The following is a 21108-nucleotide window of genomic DNA, read 5'->3' on the forward strand; positions in this document are numbered from 1 at the left end:
GGTCCGGGGGCGGAGCCACCGGGTGCGGGGAGGGGCGGGGAGGGGAAATGGCCGCCGCGCCGCGTACCCCCGCGCGGCTGGGCGAAGCGCGCCCGATAGCCTTCGGCTCATGACCGTTGCGTTCTTCTCGGGCAAGCGCCGTCGGGCCGCTGCCGCTCTCGGTGCCGTCTCCGCCGGGCTCCTCGTCCTTTCCGCCTGCGGCGACAAGCCGACGCCGCTCGTCACGGTGACGATCGGTTCGGACTCCGTCCACGCGGAGGCCGCCTGCTACAACGACGGTGAGGCGATCAAGGAGTCCGAGATCCAGGACTGCCTGACCAAGAAGCCGACGGAGACCATCGAGGTCGCCATGGACGACAAGGTCCGCATGGGTGTCGACCCGGAGATCGCGGACAACGGCTGGACCCTGCTGTTCGGCGCGCAGCCCGTGGAGCAGGAGCCGTTCAAGAAGACGTACCGGACCATCCCGGGCAACGCCTTCTTCTCCTCGATGACCGGCGAGCCGACCACGAAGACGGCTGTCAGCGTCATGGAGACCAAGGGCAAGAGGGTCGTCGGCATCTGGAACTTCCAGTTCGTGAAGGAGTAGGACCGACGCCGTGCGCGTGCTTGTCGTGACCGCGGTGGCGGCCGAGGCGGCCGCCGTCACGGGCGCGGGCGCCGACACGGCGCCGGGCCCGGTTCTCCCCGGCGGGTACGCGCTGACCCGCACCCCCGCGTACGACGTGCTCGTCGGCGGTGTCGGCCCCGCGGCCGCCGCGGCGGCGACAGCGACGGCCCTCGCCGTGGCCGACGCGGCCGGGGAGCCGTACGGCCTTGTGGTCTCCGCGGGCATCGGCGGCGGGTTCCCGCCGCACGCGCCCGTCGGGTCCGTCGTCGTCTCCGACTCCGTCGTCGCCGCCGACCTCGGCGCCGAGACCCCCGACGGCTATCTGCCCGTCGACGCGCTCGGCTTCGGCCGTACGGTGCACCCGTCGCCCGCCGGGTTGTCGGCGCTTCTCGCCGAGGCCCTGGGCGCCGTCCACGCGCCGGTGCTGACCGTGTCGACCGTCACCGGCTCCGCCGCGCGAGCCGCCGAGCTCACGGCCCGGCATCCGCGGGCCGCCGCGGAGGCCATGGAGGGCTTCGGTGTCGCGGAGGCCGCCGCCGCGCACGGCCTGCCCGTCGTCGAGATCCGCGCGGTCTCCAACGCCGTCGGTCCCCGGGACCGTGCCGCCTGGCGCATCGGTGACGCGATGGCCGCGCTGCGGCAGGCGTTCCACCAGCTCGTCCCCGTACTCCAGGAGCAACCGTGACGCTGCGGATCGCGTACTCGCCCTGCCCGAACGACACCTTCGTCTTCGACGCCTGGGCCCACGGCCGGGTCCCCTGCGCGCCCGCCCTCGACGTGACGTTCGCGGACATCGACATCACGAACGGCATGGCGGAGCGCGGTGAGTACGACGTGCTGAAGGTGTCGTACGCGGTGCTTCCGTGGGTGCTGGACGAGTACGCGCTGCTGCCCTGCGGCGGCGCGCTGGGCCGCGGCTGCGGCCCCCTCGTGCTCACCCGGGAGGTCGGAACGGACCTGGCGGGGAAGACCGTCGCGGTGCCGAGCGAGCGGTCGACCGCGTATCTGCTGTTCCGGCTGTGGACGGCGGACGTGGTCCCCGGGGGCGTCGGCAAGGTCGTCGTGATGCCGTTCCACGAAATCATGCCGGCCGTGCGCGACGGCAAGGTCGACGCCGGGCTCGTCATCCACGAGGCCCGTTTCACCTATCAGGACTACGGGTTGCACTGTCTCGCCGACATGGGCGAGCACTGGGAGTCGGTCACCGGGCTGCCGATCCCGCTCGGCGCGATCATCGCCAAGCGGTCGCTGGGCGATGAGACGCTGCGGCTGCTCGCCGAGTCCGCGCGCACGTCCGTCCGGATGGCGTGGGAGGACCCGGAGGTCTCCCGCCCCTATGTGCTCGAACACGCACAGGAGATGGACCCGGCGGTCGCCGACCAGCACATCGGGCTGTACGTCAACGAGTTCACGTCCGACCTGGGCCCCGACGGCTACGCGGCCGTGCGCGGACTGCTGACGCGCGCCGCGGCCGAGGGGCTCATACCGCCCCTCGGCCGGGATGCGCTGTCGTTCGTGTGAGCGTGAGCGGGTGAGTTGTGAGCGGGCGACTGCCGGCTACACGTCCAGTTGGTCGGCCACCGCGCGCAGCAGGCCCGCGATCTTCGCGCCGTGCGCCTTGTCGGGGTAGCGGCCGCGCTCCAGCATCGGCGTGATGTTCTCCAGCAGGGTCGTGAGGTCCTGCACGATGGACGCCAACTCGTCCGGCTTGCGCCGCTGCGCGGCCGCCACGGACGGCGCCGGGTCGAGCAGGGTCACAGTGAGCGCCTGGTCGCCGCGCTGGCCGGCCACCACGCCGAACTCGACGCGCTGGCCCGGCTTCAGGGCCTCGACTCCGGACGGGAGCACGGAGGAGTGCACGAAGACGTCGCCGCCGTCGTCACGGGAGAGAAAGCCGAAGCCCTTCTCGCTGTTGAACCACTTGACCTTGCCGGTAGGCACGTCTGTCCTCGTCCTCGTACTCGTTGGGCGCTGGGGCACCGCAAGTCGGTCCGCCGAAAAAACGGCTCTTGATAGCACTACAGCGGGTCGCCTGACCCGCCACCCCCAAGGCTAATGGTCCAGAGGCTGGTGACAAGACGTCCCCGATCGGTTCCTGTGCGCAAGGGAACTACCCTGGCCGAATGACAGCTACTCCTCCTGCCGCCGCTCCTGCCCCGGGTGACGGGCTGGTGCGCGCCGGTGCGATCGTCTTCATCATCGGCGCGGTGGCCACGCTGGTGACGGTGGCGCCTCTGTTCCTGGGCACCGAGCCCTTCCCGACCGTCGCGTACGCGGTGAGCATGCTGATGGGCGTCGGGTTCCTCGTCGCCGCGGCCGGGGTGCTGCGGTCGATCGCCGCGCAGCGGCGTCAGGCCGGATCCAGCCGGTCGTCGGCGCTGTAGGGACGCCCACTGCCGGAACCGGCACTGAAGGAACCGGCACTGAAGGAACGCAGCCACGCCGGGAACGCGGTCAGGTCCTCCAGGACCACGTCCGCTCCCGCCGCACGCAACTCGTCCGCGTCGCACGGCCCGGTCGGCACCGCCACCGAGAGCGCGCCGGCGAGGCGGGCACCCCGTACGTCGCCGGTGTGGTCGCCCACGTACACGCTCGCGCCGTGCTCGCGCAGCGCCTCCGCCTTGGCCTCCGCCCACAGCCAGCCGATCGTCGCGTCCGGTTCGATGCCGAGGTGCGCCAGGTGGAGCTCGGCGTTCGGCTCGTGCTTGGCGGTGACGACGATCGCGCGTCCGCCGAGCCCCTGGACGGAGGCCACGGCCTCGTGGGCACCGGACATCGCGGGCGTCGGCCCGATCGCGTGCACCGGATACATCTCGCGGTACCGGTCGGCCATCTCCCGGATCCGCTCGTCGGGGAACCAGTGGGCCAACTCCTGCTCCAGCGGCGGCCCGAGACGCGTGACGGCCAGGTCCGCGTCGATCCGTACACCCGTCTCCGCCGACAGGGCGCGGTAGGCGGCGTGGATACCGGGCCGTGAGTCGATGAGCGTCATGTCGAGGTCGAACCCGACGGTGAGCCCGGCGGGTCCGGGGGCGGGCGGGCGCGGGGCGGAGTGAGGAGCCATGGGGCTCATTGTGCCCACCCGTGAGCACACATTTTCGGACGCATAGACTTAGCCAAGCCTTACCAACCTTGCCGGTCCCCTGCCTCCGATTGGTGCCCATGTCAGCCAGACGCGCGCTCGCGGCCCGCCGCATCGGGTGGACGGCCGCCGCCGTCGCGGCCCTGGTGTTCGCGGTGCTGCTCAGCCTCGCGGTCGGGGCACGCTCGGTCGCCCCGTCCGCCGTCCTCGACGCCGTACTGAACGGCGGGCACAGCGCCGACGCCGAAGTCGTACGCGAACTACGCGTGCCGCGGACCCTGATCGGCCTGATGGTCGGCGCGGCGCTGGCGATCGCGGGCACCGCCCTGCAGGGCATCACCCGCAACCCGATCGCCGACCCCGGCATCCTCGGCATCAGCCAGGGCGCCTCGGTGGGTGTGGTGCTGGCCATCGCCTTCGCGGGGGTGCACACACTGACCGGGTACGTCTGGTTCGCCTTCGCCGGCGCGGCGATCGCCTCGGTCGCCGTCTACGCGATCGCGGCACGCGGCCGCGGCGGCGCGACGCCCGTCAAGCTGGCGCTCGGCGGTGCGGCGATCAACGCGCTGCTGGTGTCCGTGACGATGGGCGTGCTGACGACGAAGGCGGCCGCGCTCGACGAGTTCCGCTTCTGGCAGGTCGGCTCGGTCGCCGGGCGCGATGCCGAGGTGGTGGGCCAGATCTGGCCGTTCCTGCTGGTGGGCACCGTGCTGGTGGTGGCGGTGGCCCGCGGCCTGGACGCGCTGGCCCTCGGCGAGGACGTCGCGAAGGGCCTCGGGCAGAACGTCGCGGCGGTACGGATCGTGGGCGGCGTCGGCGCGACGGTGCTCACGGGCGCCGGCGTGGCGGCCGCCGGGCCGATCGCGTTCATCGGCCTGGCCGTCCCGCACATCGCCCGCGCGATCGTAGGCAGCGACCACCGGTGGGTGCTGCCGATGGCGGCGCTCGTCGGCCCGGTGATGCTGCTGGTGTCCGACGTGATCGGCCGGATCGTCTTCCCGCCGAGCGAGGTGCCCGCGGGCGTGATGACGGCGCTGATCGGGGTGCCGTTCCTGGTGACGCTGGTACGCCGCAAGGCGGTGCCGGCGTGAGCCTCTCCCCCACCCCGCCCTCTCCCCGGACCGGGGCTGCGCCCAGGACCCCGTTCACGGGGGCTCCTCCCCCTGGATCCGGCGGCCTGGAGGGACCCCCGGCCGACCCCCGCGCCTCGATCTCCCCCTACGGCCCGGTGGCCGTGGGAAGCGCCCCCGGCGGGGCCGTACTTCGCTGTGCGGAATCAGCCCGGCCGGCGTGCGAGGCCACCGCGCGGAGCGTGGTGAACGGGCCCTGGGGGTCCCCCCACGCCGCCGGGCGTAGGGAGAGGAGTCCGGTTCCGGGAATGGGCGCGGTGGGGAAACGGCCCCGTGCAGCGGCCACCCACCGGCGGCGCCCCGTACACAAGGAGGGCGCCGCGTGAGCGCTGAGACCGTCACCGGCCGGGTCCGCCCCGCCGGTTACACCCTCGTCCGCCCCGCCGGCGGCCGTGTCAGCTTCCTGCTCCACCGCCGCGCCGCCGCCGTCGCCGTCGGTCTCGCCGCCGTGCTCGCCGCGGCCTGCGTCGCCTACCTCTGCGTCGGCGAGAGCTTCATCGCGCCCGGCGAGGTGCTGAAGGTGATCTTCGGGCAGCCGTCGTCCCACGAACTCGTCGTCGGGACGCTGCGGCTGCCGCGGATGGTCCTCGGGCTGCTCGTCGGCGCCGCCTTCGGCGTCGCGGGCGCGCTGATCCAGACCGTCGCGCGCAATCCGCTCGCCAGCCCCGACATCATCGGCATCAGCCAGGGCGCGAGCGCGCTGACCGTGGGCGCGCTGACCTCCGGCGTCACCTCGTACACCGTCCTGCCCTACCTGTCCGTCACCGGCGGCATCCTCGCCGCCGCGCTGGTGTACGTCTTCGCCTGGCGCGGCGGGCTGCACGCCACCCGGTTCGTCCTCATCGGCATCGGTTTCGCGATCGCGCTCCGCTCGGTCACGACGCTGTTCATGACCAAGGGCGACTATCTGGTGGCCCAGCAGGCGCAGATCTGGATGACCGGTTCGCTGAACGGCCGCGGCTGGGAGGAGGCCGCGCCGCTCGGCTGGACGCTGCTGGTGCTGCTGCCCGCCGTGCTGTGGGCGGCCCGCGCCCAGCGCACGGCGTCGATGGACGACGACACGGCGACCGCCCTCGGCGTACGGCTGGGCCGCCTGCGGCTCGGACTGGTGCTGCTCGGCGTCGTACTGGCGTCGATCGCGACGGGTGCCGCGGGGCCCGTCGACTTCGTGGCGCTGCTCGCGCCGCAGATCGCGCGCCGGATGACCCGTACCGCGCAGATCCCGCTGCTGTGCTCCGCGCTGCTCGGCGCGGTGATCATCGTCCTCGCCGATCTGGCGGCCCGCCGGGTGTTCTCGCCCACCGAGCTGCCGGTGGGCGTGCTGACGGCCGCCATCGGTGCCCCGTACCTGATCTGGCTGATCATCCGTAGCCGAACCGCTGGAGGAAAGTCGTGAGCAGGCTGACGGCCCGCGAGCTGACGCTCGCCTATGACGACCGCACGGTGGTGCACGACCTCGACCTGGCCGTGCCCGACGGGCGGGTCACGGTGATCGTCGGCCCCAACGCCTGCGGCAAGTCGACGACCCTGCGCGCCCTCGGCCGGCTGCTGAAGCCGAAGGGCGGAGCGGTCCTCCTCGACGGCTCGGAGCTCGCGAGGATCCCGACGAAGAAGATCGCCCAGTCGATCGGACTGCTGCCGCAGTCCCCGGTCGCCCCGGAGGCCATCACGGTCGCCGACCTCGTCGCCCGCGGCCGTCAGCCGCACCAGCACTGGTGGCAGCAGTGGTCGCAGGACGACGAGCGGGCGGTGACGGACGCCATGGAGCGTACGGACGTCACCGCGCTCGCCGACCGACCCGTCGACGAACTGTCCGGCGGCCAGCGGCAGCGCGTGTGGATCGCGATGGCGCTCGCGCAGGAGACGGATCTGCTGCTGCTGGACGAGCCGACGACGTTCCTCGACATCGCGCACCAGGTCGAGGTGCTCGACCTGGTGCGGCAGCTGAACCACGAGCGCGGCCGCACGGTCGTCGCCGTCCTCCACGACCTCAACCAGGCCGCCCGCTACGCCGACCACCTCGTCGCCATGAAGGACGGCCGGATCGTCGCGGAAGGACGTCCCGAGGACGTCGTCACCGCCGAACTGGTCCGGGAGGTCTTCGGCATGGACTCGGTCGTCGTCCCCGACCCGGTGACCGGATCACCGCTCGTCGTGCCGGGAGCCCCGTACTCCCCCGCATCCCAAGCCCCCACACCCACCTCCACCCCCACCCCCACGCCCACGCCCACCTCGCAGTCAGCCTGAAAGGTTTCCCCGTCCATGAGCAACACGCTTCGCCGCCGCGGCCTCCTCGCCGGTTCCCTCGCCCTCACCGCCGCGATGGCACTGAGCGCCTGCGGCACGAACGACGACACCGGCTCCTCCGACAAGACGAAGGCCGGTGGCACCCACACGGTGAAGACGGCCATGGGCGACGTCGAGGTCCCCGACGCGCCGAAGCGGGTCGTCGTGCTCGACACCGCTGAGCTCGACTCGGTCATCACCCTGGGCGTGAAGCCCGTCGGCGCCACCCACACCGGCACGGAGTCGGGCTTCCTGAGCTACCTGCCCAAGGACAAGCTCGAGGGCATCAAGGACGTGGGCGAGATGATGACGCCCAACCTGGAGGCCATCGCCGCGCTCGAGCCCGACCTGATCCTCACCAGCAAGATCCGCCACGGCGACAAGTACGCGGAGCTGAAGAAGATCGCGCCGACGGTGATGACCGAGACCACCGGCCTCCCCTGGAAGGAGAACTTCCAGCTCCACGCCGACGCGCTCGGCAAGAAGGCGGAGGCGGCGAAGGCGGTCGCCGCGTACGAGGCGCACGCCGGGAAGGTCACCGAGGCGCTCGGCGGCAAGGAGAAGGCGGCGTCGACGGAGGTCAACGTCGTCCGCTTCGTCGAGGGCGCGGACATCCGCATCTACGGCAAGCAGAACTACATCTCCACGATCCTCGCCGACGTCGGCCTGGGCCGCCCCGCGATCACCGACAAGGCCAAGGACGGCTTCTCGTACGACGTCAGCCCCGAGAAGATCGACCTCGCCGACGCGGACGTCGTCATCCACTCGACGTACGGCGACCCGGAGAAGGCGAAGCAGAAGCAGACGCTGGACAGCGCGCTCTGGAAGAACATGAAGGCGGCGAAGAACGACAAGGTCTTCGGCGTCGAGGACGAGCTGTGGATCCAGGGGATCGGCTACACGGCGGCGGACCAGATCCTGACGGAGCTGCAGGGCCACCTGGCGGGCTGAGCGGAGCCGCTCCGCTGCGCGGGGCTGTTCCACCGCCCCGCCCCTTCCCGCTGCACCGATGTGCGGCTCCGCCGCGTGGCGGGGCAAGCCCCGACCCCGGTACCGCGCTTCGCGCGGTGGCCTCAATCGCCGGCCGGGCTTGATGTGCCTGCGCGGCACACCAGCCCGCCGGGCGGGAACCAGTTCCAGCCCCGCCTGCGATCGAGGCGCCGGGCTCGGGGCGGAGCCACCGGGGCGGGTGGGGGCGGCCTAGCGGGCGCGCCGGGCGCGCCACACCAGGAACACCGCGGAACCCACCGCCGCCCCCTTCAGCACCCACGGCCACGTCCCCGTCAGCGCGTCCCGCACACCGTCCTCCTCGATCGCCTCGCCCCACTGCTCGTTGACGCGCCCCCACAGCCACAGCGCCCCGGCCGTCACAGCCGTGCCGGGAATGCCGAACACGGCCAGCTTCGTCTCAGCGGGGGAAAGCCGGCGGGAGGCGTACGCGAAGAGCCACCCGAGGCCGAGGGCAACGAGCGAACCCAGGGCCGCGCCCACGAGGAGCAGCGCGGCGGCGAACAGCAGCACCGGGCTGCCGAAACCCGCCCGCGGCAGCCGCGGCAGCAGCCGTCGACGCCCCTCGGTCCCGGCCCCGGCCTCCGCCTCCGCCTCGCCCTCCGTCTCGTCCGAGGACTCCGCGTCGTCCGAGGGCTGTGGCGGCGGCTTCAGTATCTCGGGGATCTCGACACCGCCGACGAACCCGGCCACGCCGTCGCTCGCGCCCATCGCCGCGGGGTCGATGCGCCACCAGTCCGGCTCCGAGCCGGAGGGGCCGAGCTCGTCCATGCCGGCCAGGTGCGGCGGCGACGCCGTGACGGGCGGCACCGGCGCCGGCGAGGGCGTGTCGGTCTTGCGGGGCCGGGGGACCCGGCGCCACCCCCGCTGGCGCGGCACCGCGCCGTCGGGCGGCCCCGGCTCCGGGGCCAGGGTGGCCGCGCCCGGCGGGGTACGCGGGCCCGGGTCCGGGGCCGGCGCCTCGGCCCCGGCGTCGTCCCCGGTGGCCGCCGAGGCCACCACCTCGTCCGGCGTACCGAGCCGCCCCAGGATGCGGCGTACGCCCGCCGGGCTGTGGCCGCCGAACTTCGTCCGCTGCCGCTCGATCTCGTTGCGCAGCGTCGCCACGAGCCGCATCCGGGTGCCGGACGGGAGCTGGGCCTGCTGGGCCAGGTCGCCGACACGGCTCAGATAGTCGTAGACGAGCTGATCGCTCTCGATCCCCACCGACGGTTCCCCTGCACTGGCCACGGGCCGCCCGCCTTCCCGAGCCGCCCCGTCCCCGACGGTAGCGCTCCAGGGGCTAACGTGGGGCGGATGGGGACCATGCCCGAAGGAAGCGGCGGCAGCCCGCGCACCCTCGCGGAAGCGCTGCGCGCCCGCGACGACGAGGAGCTGGCCGCGCTGCTGCGCGCCCGCCCCGATCTGCTGAGCCCGGTGCCGAACGACGTCACCCAGCTCGCCACCCGCGCCGGCACCCGCGCCTCCGTCGTACGGGCCCTGGAGCGGCTGGACCGGTTCGCCCTGCAGACCGCCGAGGCACTGGCGGTCGCTCCCGACCCGGCCCCGTACGGCACCCTGCTGGCGCTGATGACCGGCGACGACGGTGACGCGGCCGTCGAGGCGGTGCTTCCGCAGGCCCTCGAAACGCTGCGCCGGCAGGCCCTGGTGTGGGGCGGCGACGACCGGCTGCGGCTGGTGCGCACGGCCCGGGAACTGCTCGCACCGTCCCCGACGCGCCCTTCGCCGACGGGTCTCGGTCCGACCGTCACGGAGGCCACCGCCGGCATGTCGCCCGGCCGGCTCCAGGAGATCCTGGTGGCGGCGGGACTGCCGACGACGCACGACCCGGTGTCCGCGGTCGCGGCGCTGACGTCGCTGTTCACCGACCGCACGCGGATGGCGGCGCTGCTCGACACGGCCCCGCCGGACGCGCTGGCGGTCCTGGACCGGCTGGTGTGGGGGCCGCCGTACGGGGAGGTGACGGCCGATCCGACGCCGCCCGTGCGATGGCTGCGGGACCGTGGTCTGCTGCTGCCGGCGTCGGCGCGCACGGTGGTGCTGCCACGGGAGGCTGCGCTGCATCTGCGGGCGGGGCGTGCGCACCGGGTGCCGGAGCCGGTGCCGCCGGCGGTCGCGGCCGCCTCGGAACACCGCCCACAGGTTGTGGACAGCGCGGCGGCGGGCCAGGCCTACACGGCGCTGACCACCGTCGAGGACCTGCTGAAGGACTGGCACGAGGGCGGCCCGCCGGTGCTGCGCGCCGGCGGTCTGGCCGTACGGGACCTCAAGCGGACGGCCGCCGCCCTGGACACCAGCGAGCAGCTGGCCGCGTTCTGGCTGGAACTGGCCTACGCCGCAGGTCTGCTGGCCTCCGACGGCGAGGCCGACGAGCGGTACGCGCCGACCCCGGCGTACGACGAGTGGCTGGAGCTCCCGACGGCGGAGCGGTGGGGTGAACTGGCGGCCGCCTGGTTGACGGCGACACGTACGCCCGGCCTCGTCGGCAGCCAGGACGCGAAGGGCCGCACCCTCTCCGCCCTCGGCCCGGAGCTGGACCGCTCGGCCGCCGTGGAGGTGCGCCACCGCGTCCTGGAACTCGCGGCGGGTCTGGTCTCCGGCGCGGCGCCGCACCCGGAGACGCTGCTCGCCAGGCTGCGCTGGGAACGGCCGCTGCGCGGCGGCGCGGCGGGCGGCGAGGCGGGCGGTGCGGGCAAGGATCTGCGGGCGATGGTCGCGACGTGGACGCTGTCGGAGGCGGAACTGCTCGGCGTGACGGGCCGGGGCGCGCTGTCCACGCACGGCCGCGCGCTGCTCGGTGCGCCACCCGCGCCGCCCATGGACGCGGACACGGGCACGGACGGCGAGACGCCCGTGGCCGGCGAGACGCTCGTCGACCACGAGACGCTCGCCGAACGCCGCGCCCGCGCGGTCAAGGCACTCGCGCCGCTGCTGCCGGAGCCCCTCGACCACGTCCTCCTCCAGGCGGACCTCACCGCGGTCGCGCCCGGCCCGCTGGAGCGCCCGCTGGCGGAGACCCTCGCCGTGCTCGCCGACATCGAGTCCAAGGGCGGCGCGACCGTCTACCGCTTCACGCCCGGCTCCGTCCGACGCGCGCTCGACGCCGGCAGGTCCGCGTCCGACCTGCACACCTTCCTGACCACGCACTCGCGTACGCCCGTGCCGCAGCCGCTGAGCTACCTCATCGACGACGTCGCCCGCCGCCACGGCCATCTGCGGATCGGGGCGGCGTCGGCCTATGTGCGCTGCGACGACGAGGCGATGCTCGACGAGATCCTCGCCGACAAGCGTTCCCAGGGCCTGGGCCTGCGCCGCCTCGCGCCCACCGTCCTCGCCGCCCGGGCCGACCCGGGAACGCTGCTGGAGGGGCTGCGCGCCATGGGGTACGCGCCGGCCGCCGAGTCGTCGGAGGGCGATGTGCTGATCACCCGCGCCCACGCCCGCCGCACCCCGCCGCGCACCGCGCCCGCCCCGGTACCGGAGGGGCCGCCCGTGCCGGACGGGACACTGCTCGGCGCGGCCGTGAAAGCGATCAGGGCGGGTGACATGGCGGCCACGGTCGTACACAAGCCGGGCGCCGAGCAGGGCCGCCGCGAGCCCGGCGAGCTGCCGCGCACCACCTCGTCGGAGACGCTGGCCACCGTCCAGGCCGCGGCGCTCACCGGCTCCGCGATCTGGATCGGCTACGTCAACGCGGAGGGCACCGCCAGCCAGCGCGTCATCGCGCCGGTCCGCGTCGAGGGCGGTTTCGTGACGGCGTACGACCACACCGCCGACGAGGTCCGGACGTATCCGCTGCACCGCATCACGGGTGTCGCGGAGCTGGCGGAGGAGTAGCAGCACCACAATCCGGGGGACATGACACGAGCGAGGCGTACGGCCGAGCGGGAGACCGCAGGGCGGGCCGTCACGCGGGCAGGGCTGCCCAAGGGTCTCGTGGGCTTCACCGCAGGGGCACCACCGTCGGCGCGACGCTGCTGCTCCGCTACCTGCGCCGGAACCCGCCACGTCCGACGCAGCCCGGCATCACCGGGCGATAAGGCAAACTGGAGGTTTGGCCGTACAGAGCCACGACGAAAGGGCATGCGCGTGAACGGACCGCTCATCGTGCAAAGCGACAAGACACTCCTGCTCGAGGTGGACCACGAGCAGGCAGACGCCTGCCGCCGAGCCATCGCCCCGTTCGCCGAGCTGGAGCGCGCGCCGGAGCACATCCACACCTACCGGGTGACCCCGCTCGGCCTGTGGAACGCACGCGCCGCCGGGCACGATGCCGAGCAGGTCGTCGACGCCCTGGTCGAGTACTCCCGCTACCCCGTGCCGCACGCGCTGCTCGTCGACGTCGCGGAGACCATGGCCCGCTACGGCCGGCTCGCCCTGTCCAAGCACCCCGTCCACGGGCTCGTCCTCACCACCACCGACCGGCCGGTGCTCGAGGAGATCCTGCGTTCCAAGAAGATCCAGCCCCTGGTCGGCACGCGGATCGACCCCGACACGGTCGCCGTGCACCCCTCCGAGCGCGGCCAGATCAAGCAGACGCTGCTGAAGCTGGGCTGGCCGGCCGAGGACCTGGCCGGTTACGTGGACGGCGAGGCGCACCCCATCGAGCTCGCCGAGGACGGCTGGGCACTGCGCCCGTACCAGAAGCAGGCCGTCGAGGGCTTCTGGCACGGTGGCTCCGGCGTCGTCGTCCTGCCCTGCGGCGCGGGGAAGACCCTCGTCGGGGCGGGGGCGATGGCGCAGGCCAAGGCCACGACCCTGATCCTCGTCACCAACACCGTCTCGGCCCGCCAGTGGAAGCACGAGCTGGTGAAGCGCACGTCGCTGACCGAGGACGAGATCGGCGAGTACAGCGGTACGAAGAAGGAGATCCGCCCGGTCACCATCGCCACCTACCAGGTGCTGACGACCAGGCGGAAGGGCATCTACCCGCACCTGGAGCTCTTCGACTCCCGCGACTGGGGCCTGGTCGTGTACGACGAGGTCCATCTGCTGCCCGCGCCGGTCTTCAAGTTCACCGCCGACCTCCAGGCCCGCCGCCGGCTCGGCCTCACGGCGACCCTGGTGCGCGAGGACGGCCGGGAGTCGGACGTCTTCTCCCTCATCGGCCCCAAGCGCTTCGACGCCCCGTGGAAGGAGATCGAGGCGCAGGGCTACATCGCCCCCGCGGACTGCGTGGAGGTCCGGGTCAACCTGACCGATTCGGAGCGGCTGGCCTACGCGACGGCGGAGCAGGAGGAGAAGTACCGCTACTGCGCGACGACGGCGACCAAGCGCCGGGTGACCGAGCAGTTGGTGCACAAGCACGCGGGGCAGCAGATCCTCGTCATCGGCCAGTACATCGACCAGCTCGACGAGCTCGGTGAGCACCTGGACGCGCCGGTGATCAAGGGCGAGACGCCCAACTCACAGCGCGAGAAGCTCTTCGACGCGTTCCGCAGCGGTGAGATCAGCGTGCTCGTGGTGTCCAAGGTCGCGAACTTCTCGATCGACCTGCCGGAGGCGACGATCGCCATCCAGGTCTCCGGCACGTTCGGTTCACGCCAGGAGGAGGCGCAGCGCCTGGGTCGCGTGCTGCGTCCGAAGGCGGACGGGCACAAGGCGCACTTCTACTCGGTGGTCGCGCGGGACACGATCGACCAGGACTTCGCGGCCCACCGCCAGCGGTTCCTGGCGGAACAGGGCTACGCGTACCGCATCGTCGACGCGGACGACCTCCTGGCGGGCGAGGACCCCGTCCACTGACCCGGCGGACGGCCGGCGGGGCTCGTTGTGCCTCCGCCCGGCGGGCGGGTGTGCCGCTCAGCGGCATATCCAGCCCGGCTGGGGGTACCTCCCACGGCCGCCAGGCCGTAGGGGGAGATTGAGGCCACCGCGCGAAGGGCGGTACGGGGTCCGGGGCGGAGCCGCGTTCGGGGTCCGGGGCGGAGCCGCGGTTTCGGGAAGGGGCGGGGTGGGGGACGGCTCCGCGCAGCGGTGTCGCCGTCAGCGGCGGCGGACGCCCGCCTCCTCCGCGTACTCTCCGAGCACAGCGACGCTGAAGACCGCGCTCGCGAAGACCTTGACCGCGCGCAGGACGTTGCCGCCCCGGTGCCGCGGGTGCGCGCCGGCGCCGCTCGCCGTGGCGCCGTGACGGGAGTGGGTTCCTGGGGCCGGAGTGAGGGTCGCTGTGGTCATGCGTCCATGGTGCTGCGGGTCACCCGGTCGGAGCATCGGGCTGCGGGGTGAACCGCGAAGCGCCCCGCGTACTACTCCAGGCATAGCCCGTCCCCTACGGGGAGGACGCGGCGCCGAGCGACGGGCACCGAGCGACGACGGCCGGACGGAAAACCGTTCGCGCCCGTTCCCCGGCCCCACTACAATCGCGGGCTTGCCCCGGGCACGGCCCGGGTTCCCCCGCCTCCTCCGACCGTCCCGAGGAGCGCCGCCGTCCGGACGGAAACCGGCCGGTCCGCCATGTCGTGACCACGCAGCTCAGCCGGAGGCAACCCGTGCCCGCGCACGCCCCTGTACCCGACGTGTCCGCCGCCACCACGGCCCGAACGGCCCCCACCGACGGGGCCGACCCGCTCGCCCGCGAACGGGCGCACCTCGCCGCGTCCCGGTCCGCCCTGCGCGCGATGCGCGAGGACGTCCAGTCCCTCGACATCAGGGACGTCACCGCGAACTGGGTCAACGCCGCCGTCCTCCAGTCGCAGATCGAGGACCGCATCAAGGCGCTCGCCGACCTCTCGCACACCCCGCTCTTCTTCGGCCGCCTGGACTACCTGCCCACCACGCAGGAGGGCCGCCGCTTCTACATCGGCCGCCGCCACGTCCACGACGCCGTGGGCGACCCGATGGTGATCGACTGGCGTGCGCCGGTGTCCCAGCCGTTCTACCGGGCCTCCCGCAAGGACCCCCAGGACGTCGGTCTGCGCCGGCGCTTCGGCTACACGGCCGGTGACCTCACGGCGTACGAGGACGAGCACCTCACCGACCCGTCCGAGACCGAGCAGACGTCGAAGCTCCTCCAGGCGGAGATCGAACGGCCGCGCGTCGGGCCCATGCGGGACATCGTCGCGACGATCCAGCCCGAGCAGGACGAGATCGTCCGCAGCGGCCTGTCCGGCACGGTCTGCGTGCAGGGCGGTCCCGGCACCGGGAAGACGGCCGTCGGCCTGCACCGTGTCGCCTTCCTGCTGTACGCGCACCGGGAGCGGCTGGCGCGCACCGGCACGCTCGTCATCGGGCCGAACCGTTCCTTCCTCCACTACATCGAGCAGGTCCTGCCGGCGCTCGGCGAGCTGGAGGTCAAGCAGTCCACGGTCGACGACCTGGTGGCGCACGTCGACGTACGCGGCGAGGACACCGCCGCGGCGGCGGTCGTCAAGGGCGACGCGAGGATGGCGCGGGTCCTGCGGCGGGCGGTCCGCTCCCACGTCACGATCCCGACGGAGCCGGTGGTCGTCGTGCGCGGCTCCCGCCGCTGGCGGGTCCCGGCGTACGAACTGGAGGAGATCGTCCGCGAGTTGCTCGACCGCGACATCCGCTACGGGGCCGCCCGCGAGGCCCTGCCGCAGCGGATCGCGCACACCGTCCTGGTGCGCATGGAGCAGTCCGGGGAGGCCCCGGACGACCGCGTCCAGGACTCGGTCGCGCGGGGCCCCGCCGTCAAGGCGGCGGTCAAGGCGATCTGGCCGCCGGTCGACCCGGCGAAGCTCGTGCTGCGTCTGCTGTCCGACGCGGACTTCCTCGCGGAGCACGCGGAGGGCCTTCTGTCGGCGGAGGAGCAGGCCACGATCCTCCTTGCGAAGCCGCCCCGCAGCGTGCGGGCCGCGAAGTGGACGGCGGCGGACGCGGTACTGATCGACGAGGTGACGGACCTGGTCCAGCGCACCCAGTCGCTGGGCCATGTCGTCCTGGACGAGGCGCAGGACCTGTCCCCGATGCAGTACCGGGCGGTGGGCCGCCGCTGCTCGACGGGCTCGGCGACGGTCCTCGGCGACCTGGCCCAGGGCACGACGCCGTGGGCCACGGCGTCGTGGGCCGAGGCCCTGGCCCATCTGGGCAAGCCGGAGGCCGCCGTCGAGGAGCTGACGGCCGGTTTCCGCGTGCCGCGCGAGGTGATCGCATACGCGTCGCGTCTGCTGCCGCACATGTCGCCGGGTCTGGCGGCGGTCTCGTCCGTCCGTGAGACGCCCGGCTCGCTCGACGTCCGCTGCGTGCCGGAGCACGGTCTCGACGAGGCGGTCGTCGCGGCGTGCACGGAGTCCCTCCGGCACGAGGGGTCGATCGGCCTCATCGCGGCGGACTCCCGAGTGCCGGCGCTCGCGGCGGCACTCACGGCGGCGGGCCTGCCGTACCTCTCCCCCGGCGAGGAGACCACCCGGGAGACACGCCTCACCCTGGTTCCCGCGTCGCTGGCGAAGGGCCTCGAGTACGACTACGTGGTCCTCGACGAGCCGTCGTCGGTCATCACGGCGGAACCGGACCGACGAACGGGCCTGCGCCGCCTGTACGTCGCCCTGACGAGAGCGGTCTCGGGCCTGACGGTGATCCATGCGGAGCCTCTGCCGCAGGAACTCTCCGCCTGAGCCCCCGCGCGCGAGGACCGGGCCGGGCATTTCAGACCGCGCGCGAGGCCCCGACCAGGCCGCACCCCGACCGCCGCCCGCAGCGCGGTCCAGGTCCGGGCCTGCCGCGACCACCGCCCGAAGCCCGGTCCCGAAATCCGGGGCCCCGGCCCCCACCACGCCCGCAGTGCGGCCAGGGGTCCGGGGCTTACCCCAACCACCGCCCGCAGCGCGGGACCGGGACCCGGGGCTTGCCCCGACCGCCCCCGTGCGAGGCCCCGATCGGGACCGAGCCGCACCCCGACCGCACCCCGACCGCACCCCGACCGCAGCCCGCAACGCGGCCAGGGGTCCGGGGCTTGGCCCGACCGCCTCGCCCGAAGGGCGGGCCGGGGTCCGGGGCTTGGCCCGGTTCCGGGAAGGGGCGGGGAGGGGACAGGCTCCGCGCAGCGGCCGCCCCGCCCCCACACCCCCCGGGCGCTCCGGCGCCCCTACGCGTCCAGCACCTCGCGCCACTCCCTGACCGCCGATGCCGCCACCGGCGCCGTCCAGCCGCCCGGCCTCGCCGCGCCGCCGATGTGGAAGCCCGTCACGCCTCCGGCCAGCAGACGGGGCACGTGCTCCAGGCGGAGACCGCCGCCGACCAGGAGCCGGGGCTCGTAGCCCGGTTCGCCCGCACGCGCCGCCTCCGCGAGGAGCGTCGACAGGCCGTCGTCGACGCCCGTCGCGGATCCCGCCGTCAGGTACGTGTCCAGCCCGGGCAGGTCCGCGAGCTGCTTGCGGAGCGCATCCCGGTCGGCCGCCCGGTCGATCGCGCGGTGGAACGTCCACCGGCAGCCGTCCAGTACCGCCAGCAGCCGCTCGATCGTGACGAGGTCCGGCTGTCCGTGGTCGTCGAGGAAGCCGAGGACGAACTCGTCCGCCCCCGCCTCTCTCAGCCCTTCCGCCGCGTGCACGAGCGCGTCCGCCGCGCCGCCGGCCGAGAAGCCGTCGGTGAGGCGGAGCATCGCCCGCAGCGGGATGTCGACGGCCGCGCGGATCGACGTGAACGTGGCGACCGGCGGCGTCAGCCCGTCCGCCGCCATGTCGGTGACCAGCTCCAGCCGGTCGGCCCCTCCGGACTGGGCGGCGACCGCGTCCTCGGCATCGAGGGCGATCACCTCCAGGAGTGCACGGTTGCTGCTCATGGGACCCATTCCTCCAGGCTCCGACAGGTCTAGTCCAATGACCAGCCTAATGCCAGCCGGCCCGCACGGCAGCCATCCCTCGATCACCACCCGCAGGGAACGACCTTGCATCCTTGTACGGGTCGGGGGTATACATGAAGCAGATGGATACCCCCTAGGGGTATCAAGACGGAGCAAGCGCCGGAGGGCCGCCATGCCGCAGACCACGACCGGGACCACCAGCACGACCGCCACGGGCAACGGCACCGCCGCGAGCGGGGCGCGCTCCGTCGAGCTCGTCATCGGCGGCGTGACCTGCGCCTCGTGCGCGGCGCGCATCGAGAAGAAGCTCAATCGCATGGACGGCGTCGAGGCGACCGTGAACTACGCCACCGAGAAGGCGAAGGTGACCTTCGCCGAGAGCGTCCAGGTCACGGACCTCATCGGCACCGTGGAGGCGACCGGTTACACGGCCGCCGAGCCCGCGCCTCCGCCACCACCCGAGGAAGGGACCGCGAGCCGGCCGGATGAGGACGACGGGCTCGTTCCCCTGCGGCAGCGGTTGGTGACGGCGGTGGTGCTGGCCGTGCCGGTGATCGCGATGGCCATGGTCCCGGCGTTGCAGATCGAGTACTGGCAGTGGCTGAGTCTGACGCTGGCCGCGCCGGTCGTCACCTACGCCGCGTGGCCGTTCCATCGTGCGGCGTGGACGAACGCGCGGCATGGTGCGGCGACGATGGACACGCTGATCTCGGTGGGGACGTCGGCGGCGTTCGTGTGGTCGGTGTGGGCGTTGTTCTTCGGGACGGCCGGTACGCCGGGGATGACGCATCCGTTCGAGTTCACGATCGCGCGCAGTGACGGGGCGGGGAACATCTATCTGGAGGCGGCGGCGGGGGTGACGGCGTTCATCCTGGCGGGCCGGTACTTCGAGGCGCGGTCGAAGCGGAAGGCGGGTGCGGCGCTCAAGGCGTTGCTGGAGTTGGGGGCGAAGGAGGTCACCGTGGTGCGCGGTGGCCGTCAGGAGACGATCGCGACCGGGGATCTGGTGGTGGGTGACCGGTTCCTGGTGCGGCCCGGTGAGAAGATCGCCACGGACGGCACGGTGGTGGAGGGGTCGTCGGCGGTGGATGCGTCGATGCTGACCGGTGAGTCGGTGCCGGTGGAGGTGTCGGTCGGTGACGCGGTGACCGGGGCGACGTTGAACGCGGGTGGCCGGCTGGTGGTGGAGGCCACCCGGGTGGGGGCGGACACGCAGTTGGCGCGGATGGCGAAGCTGGTGGAGGACGCGCAGAACGGCAAGGCCGCGGCGCAGCGGCTGGCCGACCGGATCTCCGCGGTGTTCGTGCCCGTCGTGATCGCTCTGGCGCTGGGCACGTTGGGGTTCTGGCTCGGCAACGGCTCGGGGTTGACGGCGGCGTTCACCGCGGCGGTCGCCGTGTTGATCATCGCCTGCCCCTGTGCGCTGGGTCTGGCCACCCCGACCGCGTTGATGGTCGGCACCGGTCGCGGCGCGCAGCTGGGGATTCTGATCAAGGGCCCGGAGGTGCTGGAGACCACCCGCAAGGTCGACACCATCGTGCTGGACAAGACCGGCACGGTGACCACCGGGCGGATGACGCTGCTGGCCGTCCACACCGTCGAGGGCACCGAGGAGAGGGAGGTGCTGCGGCTGGCCGGTGCGCTGGAGAACGCCTCCGAGCACCCCGTCGCCCAGGCCGTGGCCACCGGCGCCGCCGAGCGGCTCGGCGCCCTGCCGGACCCGGAGGACTTCGCCAACGTCCCCGGCCTGGGCGTGCAGGGCATCGTCGACGGCCACGCCGTCCTCGTCGGCCGCACCAAACTCCTGGCCGAGTGGTCCATCGAGCTGCCCGCCGATCTGGCCCGGGCCCGGCACGACGCCGAGGCCGCCGGCCGCACCGCGATCACCGTCGCCTGGGACGGAGCCGCCCGCGCCGTCCTGGAGGTCGCCGACGCCGTCAAGGACACCAGCCCCCAGGCCATCCGCCGCCTGCGCGCCCTGGGCCTGACCCCGATCCTGCTGACCGGCGACAACAAGACCGTCGCCGACAGCGTCGCCACCGAGGTCGGCATCGACGAGGTCATCGCCGAGGTCATGCCCGAGGACAAGGTCGACGTCGTCAAACGCCTCCAGGCCGAAGGCCGCAGCGTCGCCATGGTCGGCGACGGCGTCAACGACGCCGCCGCCCTCGCCCAGGCCGACCTCGGCCTCGCCATGGGCACCGGCACCGACGCCGCCATCGAAGCCGGCGACCTCACCCTCGTCCGCGGCGACCTGAACGCCGCCGCCGACGCCATCCGCCTCTCCCGCCGCACCCTGGGCACCATCCGCTCCAACCTCTTCTGGGCCTTCGCCTACAACATCGCCGCCCTCCCCCTCGCCGCCGCCGGACTCCTCAACCCCATGATCGCCGGAGCTGCCATGGCCTTCTCCTCCGTCTTCGTCGTCGGCAACTCCCTGCGCCTGCGCAGCTTCAAAGCAACCTGAGCAGGACACACGGCCGAGGCCCCGGCGGGCAGAATGAGGGGCATGGCCGCCGTTCCGCAGCACCCCGCCCACGAGAACCTCCGCAGCCGCTGGCGCCAGGACCTGTCGGCCGCCCGCGACAGCACGGACGGCGCGGCCGACCCGTCCGCGTACGCGGAGAATCTGCTCGCCCGCTGGGCGGAGCCGCAGCGCCGTTACCACACGACCGATCACCTCGTCGCCGTCCTGGACCGGATCGACGAGCTCGAGCAGTACGCGGACGACCCGGCGCTCGTACGTCTCGCCGCCTGGTTCCACGACGCGGTCTATCTGCCCGACCGTTCGGAGAACGAGGAGCGCTCCGCGCGCCTCGCGGAGCGCGCGCTCCCCGAGGCCGGTGTCGGCGAGCGGGCCACCGCCGAGGTCGCCCGCCTGGTGCGCCTCACCGTCACCCACGACCCGGACCAGGACGACCGCAACGGCCAGGTGCTGTGCGACGCCGACCTGGCGGTCCTGGCCGCTGCCCCGGAGGCGTACGCCGCCTATGCGGCCGCCGTCCGCGAGGAGTACGCCTTCGTCCCTGACGACGCCTTCCGCGACGGCCGCGCCGGGGTGCTCCGGCAGCTGCTGGGGCTGCCGCACCTGTTCCGCACACCGCACGGGCAGCGCGAGTGGGAGCAGCGGGCGCGCCACAACCTCATGGTCGAACTGGAACTGCTCGCCGCGTCCTGAGCCGGCCGGGGACGCCCGCCCCGGCACCGGGCCGGGGGCGGCAGGGAATTC

18 protein-coding genes are annotated in these 21108 nt (G+C 73.4%); 13 read left to right on the forward strand and 5 right to left on the reverse strand.

Annotation, left to right across the window (positions count from 1 at the left end; genetic code table 11):
• Positions 1-109: 109 nt before the first annotated feature.
• The 3 genes from OGH68_RS16170 to OGH68_RS16180 are packed head-to-tail and all read left to right on the forward strand — an operon-like array spanning position 110 to position 2131.
• Positions 110-589 (forward strand): DUF2771 domain-containing protein, encoded by a 480-nt coding sequence (locus OGH68_RS16170; RefSeq protein WP_264244699.1) that lies wholly within the window; start codon positions 110-112, stop codon positions 587-589.
• Between the two features lie 10 nt (positions 590-599).
• Entirely contained in the window at positions 600-1295 is a 696-nt protein-coding gene (locus OGH68_RS16175; protein WP_264244700.1) for a futalosine hydrolase, read from the forward strand.
• Entirely contained in the window at positions 1292-2131 is an 840-nt protein-coding gene (locus OGH68_RS16180) for a 1,4-dihydroxy-6-naphthoate synthase (RefSeq protein WP_264244701.1), read from the forward strand. Before OGH68_RS16175 ends, OGH68_RS16180 begins: the two co-directional genes overlap by 4 nt.
• A 36-nt stretch (positions 2132-2167) precedes the next feature.
• Here the strand turns inward: OGH68_RS16180 and OGH68_RS36160 are convergent, their stop codons facing one another.
• Positions 2168-2551: a cold-shock protein gene (locus tag OGH68_RS36160; RefSeq protein WP_319020212.1), complete on the reverse strand. Its 384-nt coding sequence runs from the start codon at positions 2549-2551 to the stop codon at positions 2168-2170.
• Positions 2552-2733: 182 nt separating this feature from the next.
• Between OGH68_RS36160 and OGH68_RS16190 the strand changes: the two genes are divergently transcribed.
• Entirely contained in the window at positions 2734-2994 is a 261-nt protein-coding gene (locus OGH68_RS16190; RefSeq protein ID WP_264244702.1) for a hypothetical protein, read from the forward strand.
• Here OGH68_RS16190 and OGH68_RS16195 read toward each other — a convergent pair.
• Positions 2961-3683, reverse strand: a complete 723-nt coding sequence (locus OGH68_RS16195) for an HAD family hydrolase (protein ID WP_264244704.1) — start codon at positions 3681-3683, stop codon at positions 2961-2963. The two genes, OGH68_RS16190 and OGH68_RS16195, sit on opposite strands and share 34 nt — an antisense overlap.
• Positions 3684-3772: 89 nt before the next feature.
• On the opposite strand from OGH68_RS16195, the gene OGH68_RS16200 reads away from it, so the two are divergent.
• From OGH68_RS16200 to OGH68_RS16215, 4 genes are all read left to right on the forward strand, one after another.
• Positions 3773-4783 (forward strand): FecCD family ABC transporter permease, encoded by a 1011-nt coding sequence (locus OGH68_RS16200; protein WP_264244706.1) that lies wholly within the window; start codon positions 3773-3775, stop codon positions 4781-4783.
• A 361-nt stretch (positions 4784-5144) separates the two neighbouring features.
• The gene (locus tag OGH68_RS16205; protein ID WP_264244708.1) at positions 5145-6218 is read left to right on the forward strand and encodes a FecCD family ABC transporter permease; all 1074 of its coding nucleotides are present in this window, start codon (positions 5145-5147) and stop codon (positions 6216-6218) included.
• Positions 6215-7069, forward strand: coding sequence for an ABC transporter ATP-binding protein (locus tag OGH68_RS16210; protein WP_264244709.1), 855 nt, complete (start codon positions 6215-6217; stop codon positions 7067-7069). Before OGH68_RS16205 ends, OGH68_RS16210 begins: the two co-directional genes overlap by 4 nt.
• A gap of 15 nt (positions 7070-7084) precedes the next feature.
• Positions 7085-8059, forward strand: a complete 975-nt coding sequence (locus OGH68_RS16215; protein ID WP_264244710.1) for an ABC transporter substrate-binding protein — start codon at positions 7085-7087, stop codon at positions 8057-8059.
• Positions 8060-8308: 249 nt separating this feature from the next.
• On the opposite strand, the gene OGH68_RS16220 is transcribed toward OGH68_RS16215, so the two are convergent.
• A complete protein-coding gene (locus tag OGH68_RS16220; RefSeq protein WP_264244712.1) occupies positions 8309-9346 on the reverse strand; it encodes a hypothetical protein in 1038 nt (345 codons plus the stop codon).
• Positions 9347-9421: 75 nt separating this feature from the next.
• On the opposite strand from OGH68_RS16220, the gene OGH68_RS16225 reads away from it, so the two are divergent.
• Together OGH68_RS16225 and OGH68_RS16230 are read left to right on the forward strand one after the other, a co-directional pair.
• Positions 9422-11953, forward strand: a complete 2532-nt coding sequence (locus OGH68_RS16225) for a helicase C-terminal domain-containing protein (protein ID WP_264250117.1) — start codon at positions 9422-9424, stop codon at positions 11951-11953.
• Between the two features lie 252 nt (positions 11954-12205).
• On the forward strand, positions 12206-13861 hold the full coding sequence (locus tag OGH68_RS16230) for a DNA repair helicase XPB (protein ID WP_264244713.1): 1656 nt from the start codon (positions 12206-12208) through the stop codon (positions 13859-13861).
• Positions 13862-14101: 240 nt separating this feature from the next.
• Here OGH68_RS16230 and OGH68_RS16235 read toward each other — a convergent pair whose 3' ends face one another.
• Complete coding sequence (locus OGH68_RS16235) at positions 14102-14293, reverse strand: hypothetical protein (RefSeq protein ID WP_264244715.1); 192 nt, start codon at positions 14291-14293, stop codon at positions 14102-14104.
• A 341-nt stretch (positions 14294-14634) separates the two neighbouring features.
• Here OGH68_RS16235 and OGH68_RS16240 point away from each other — a divergent pair, with 341 nt between their 5' ends.
• Positions 14635-16692, forward strand: coding sequence for a HelD family protein (locus OGH68_RS16240; protein ID WP_264244717.1), 2058 nt, complete (start codon positions 14635-14637; stop codon positions 16690-16692).
• Between the two features lie 470 nt (positions 16693-17162).
• On the opposite strand, the gene OGH68_RS16245 is transcribed toward OGH68_RS16240, so the two are convergent.
• A complete protein-coding gene (locus OGH68_RS16245) occupies positions 17163-17858 on the reverse strand; it encodes a copper homeostasis protein CutC (protein WP_264244719.1) in 696 nt (231 codons plus the stop codon).
• Between the two features lie 193 nt (positions 17859-18051).
• Here OGH68_RS16245 and OGH68_RS16250 point away from each other — a divergent pair, with 193 nt between their 5' ends.
• Together OGH68_RS16250 and OGH68_RS16255 are read left to right on the forward strand one after the other, a co-directional pair.
• The gene (locus OGH68_RS16250; protein WP_264244721.1) at positions 18052-20346 is read left to right on the forward strand and encodes a heavy metal translocating P-type ATPase; all 2295 of its coding nucleotides are present in this window, start codon (positions 18052-18054) and stop codon (positions 20344-20346) included.
• Positions 20347-20388: 42 nt separating this feature from the next.
• Positions 20389-21057 (forward strand): hypothetical protein, encoded by a 669-nt coding sequence (locus tag OGH68_RS16255; RefSeq protein WP_264244722.1) that lies wholly within the window; start codon positions 20389-20391, stop codon positions 21055-21057.
• The last annotated feature ends 51 nt before the right edge of the window (positions 21058-21108 follow it).

The sequence above is a fragment of the Streptomyces peucetius genome (assembly GCF_025854275.1).
In the GTDB taxonomy this organism is placed as follows: Bacteria; Actinomycetota; Actinomycetes; order Streptomycetales; family Streptomycetaceae; genus Streptomyces; species Streptomyces peucetius_A.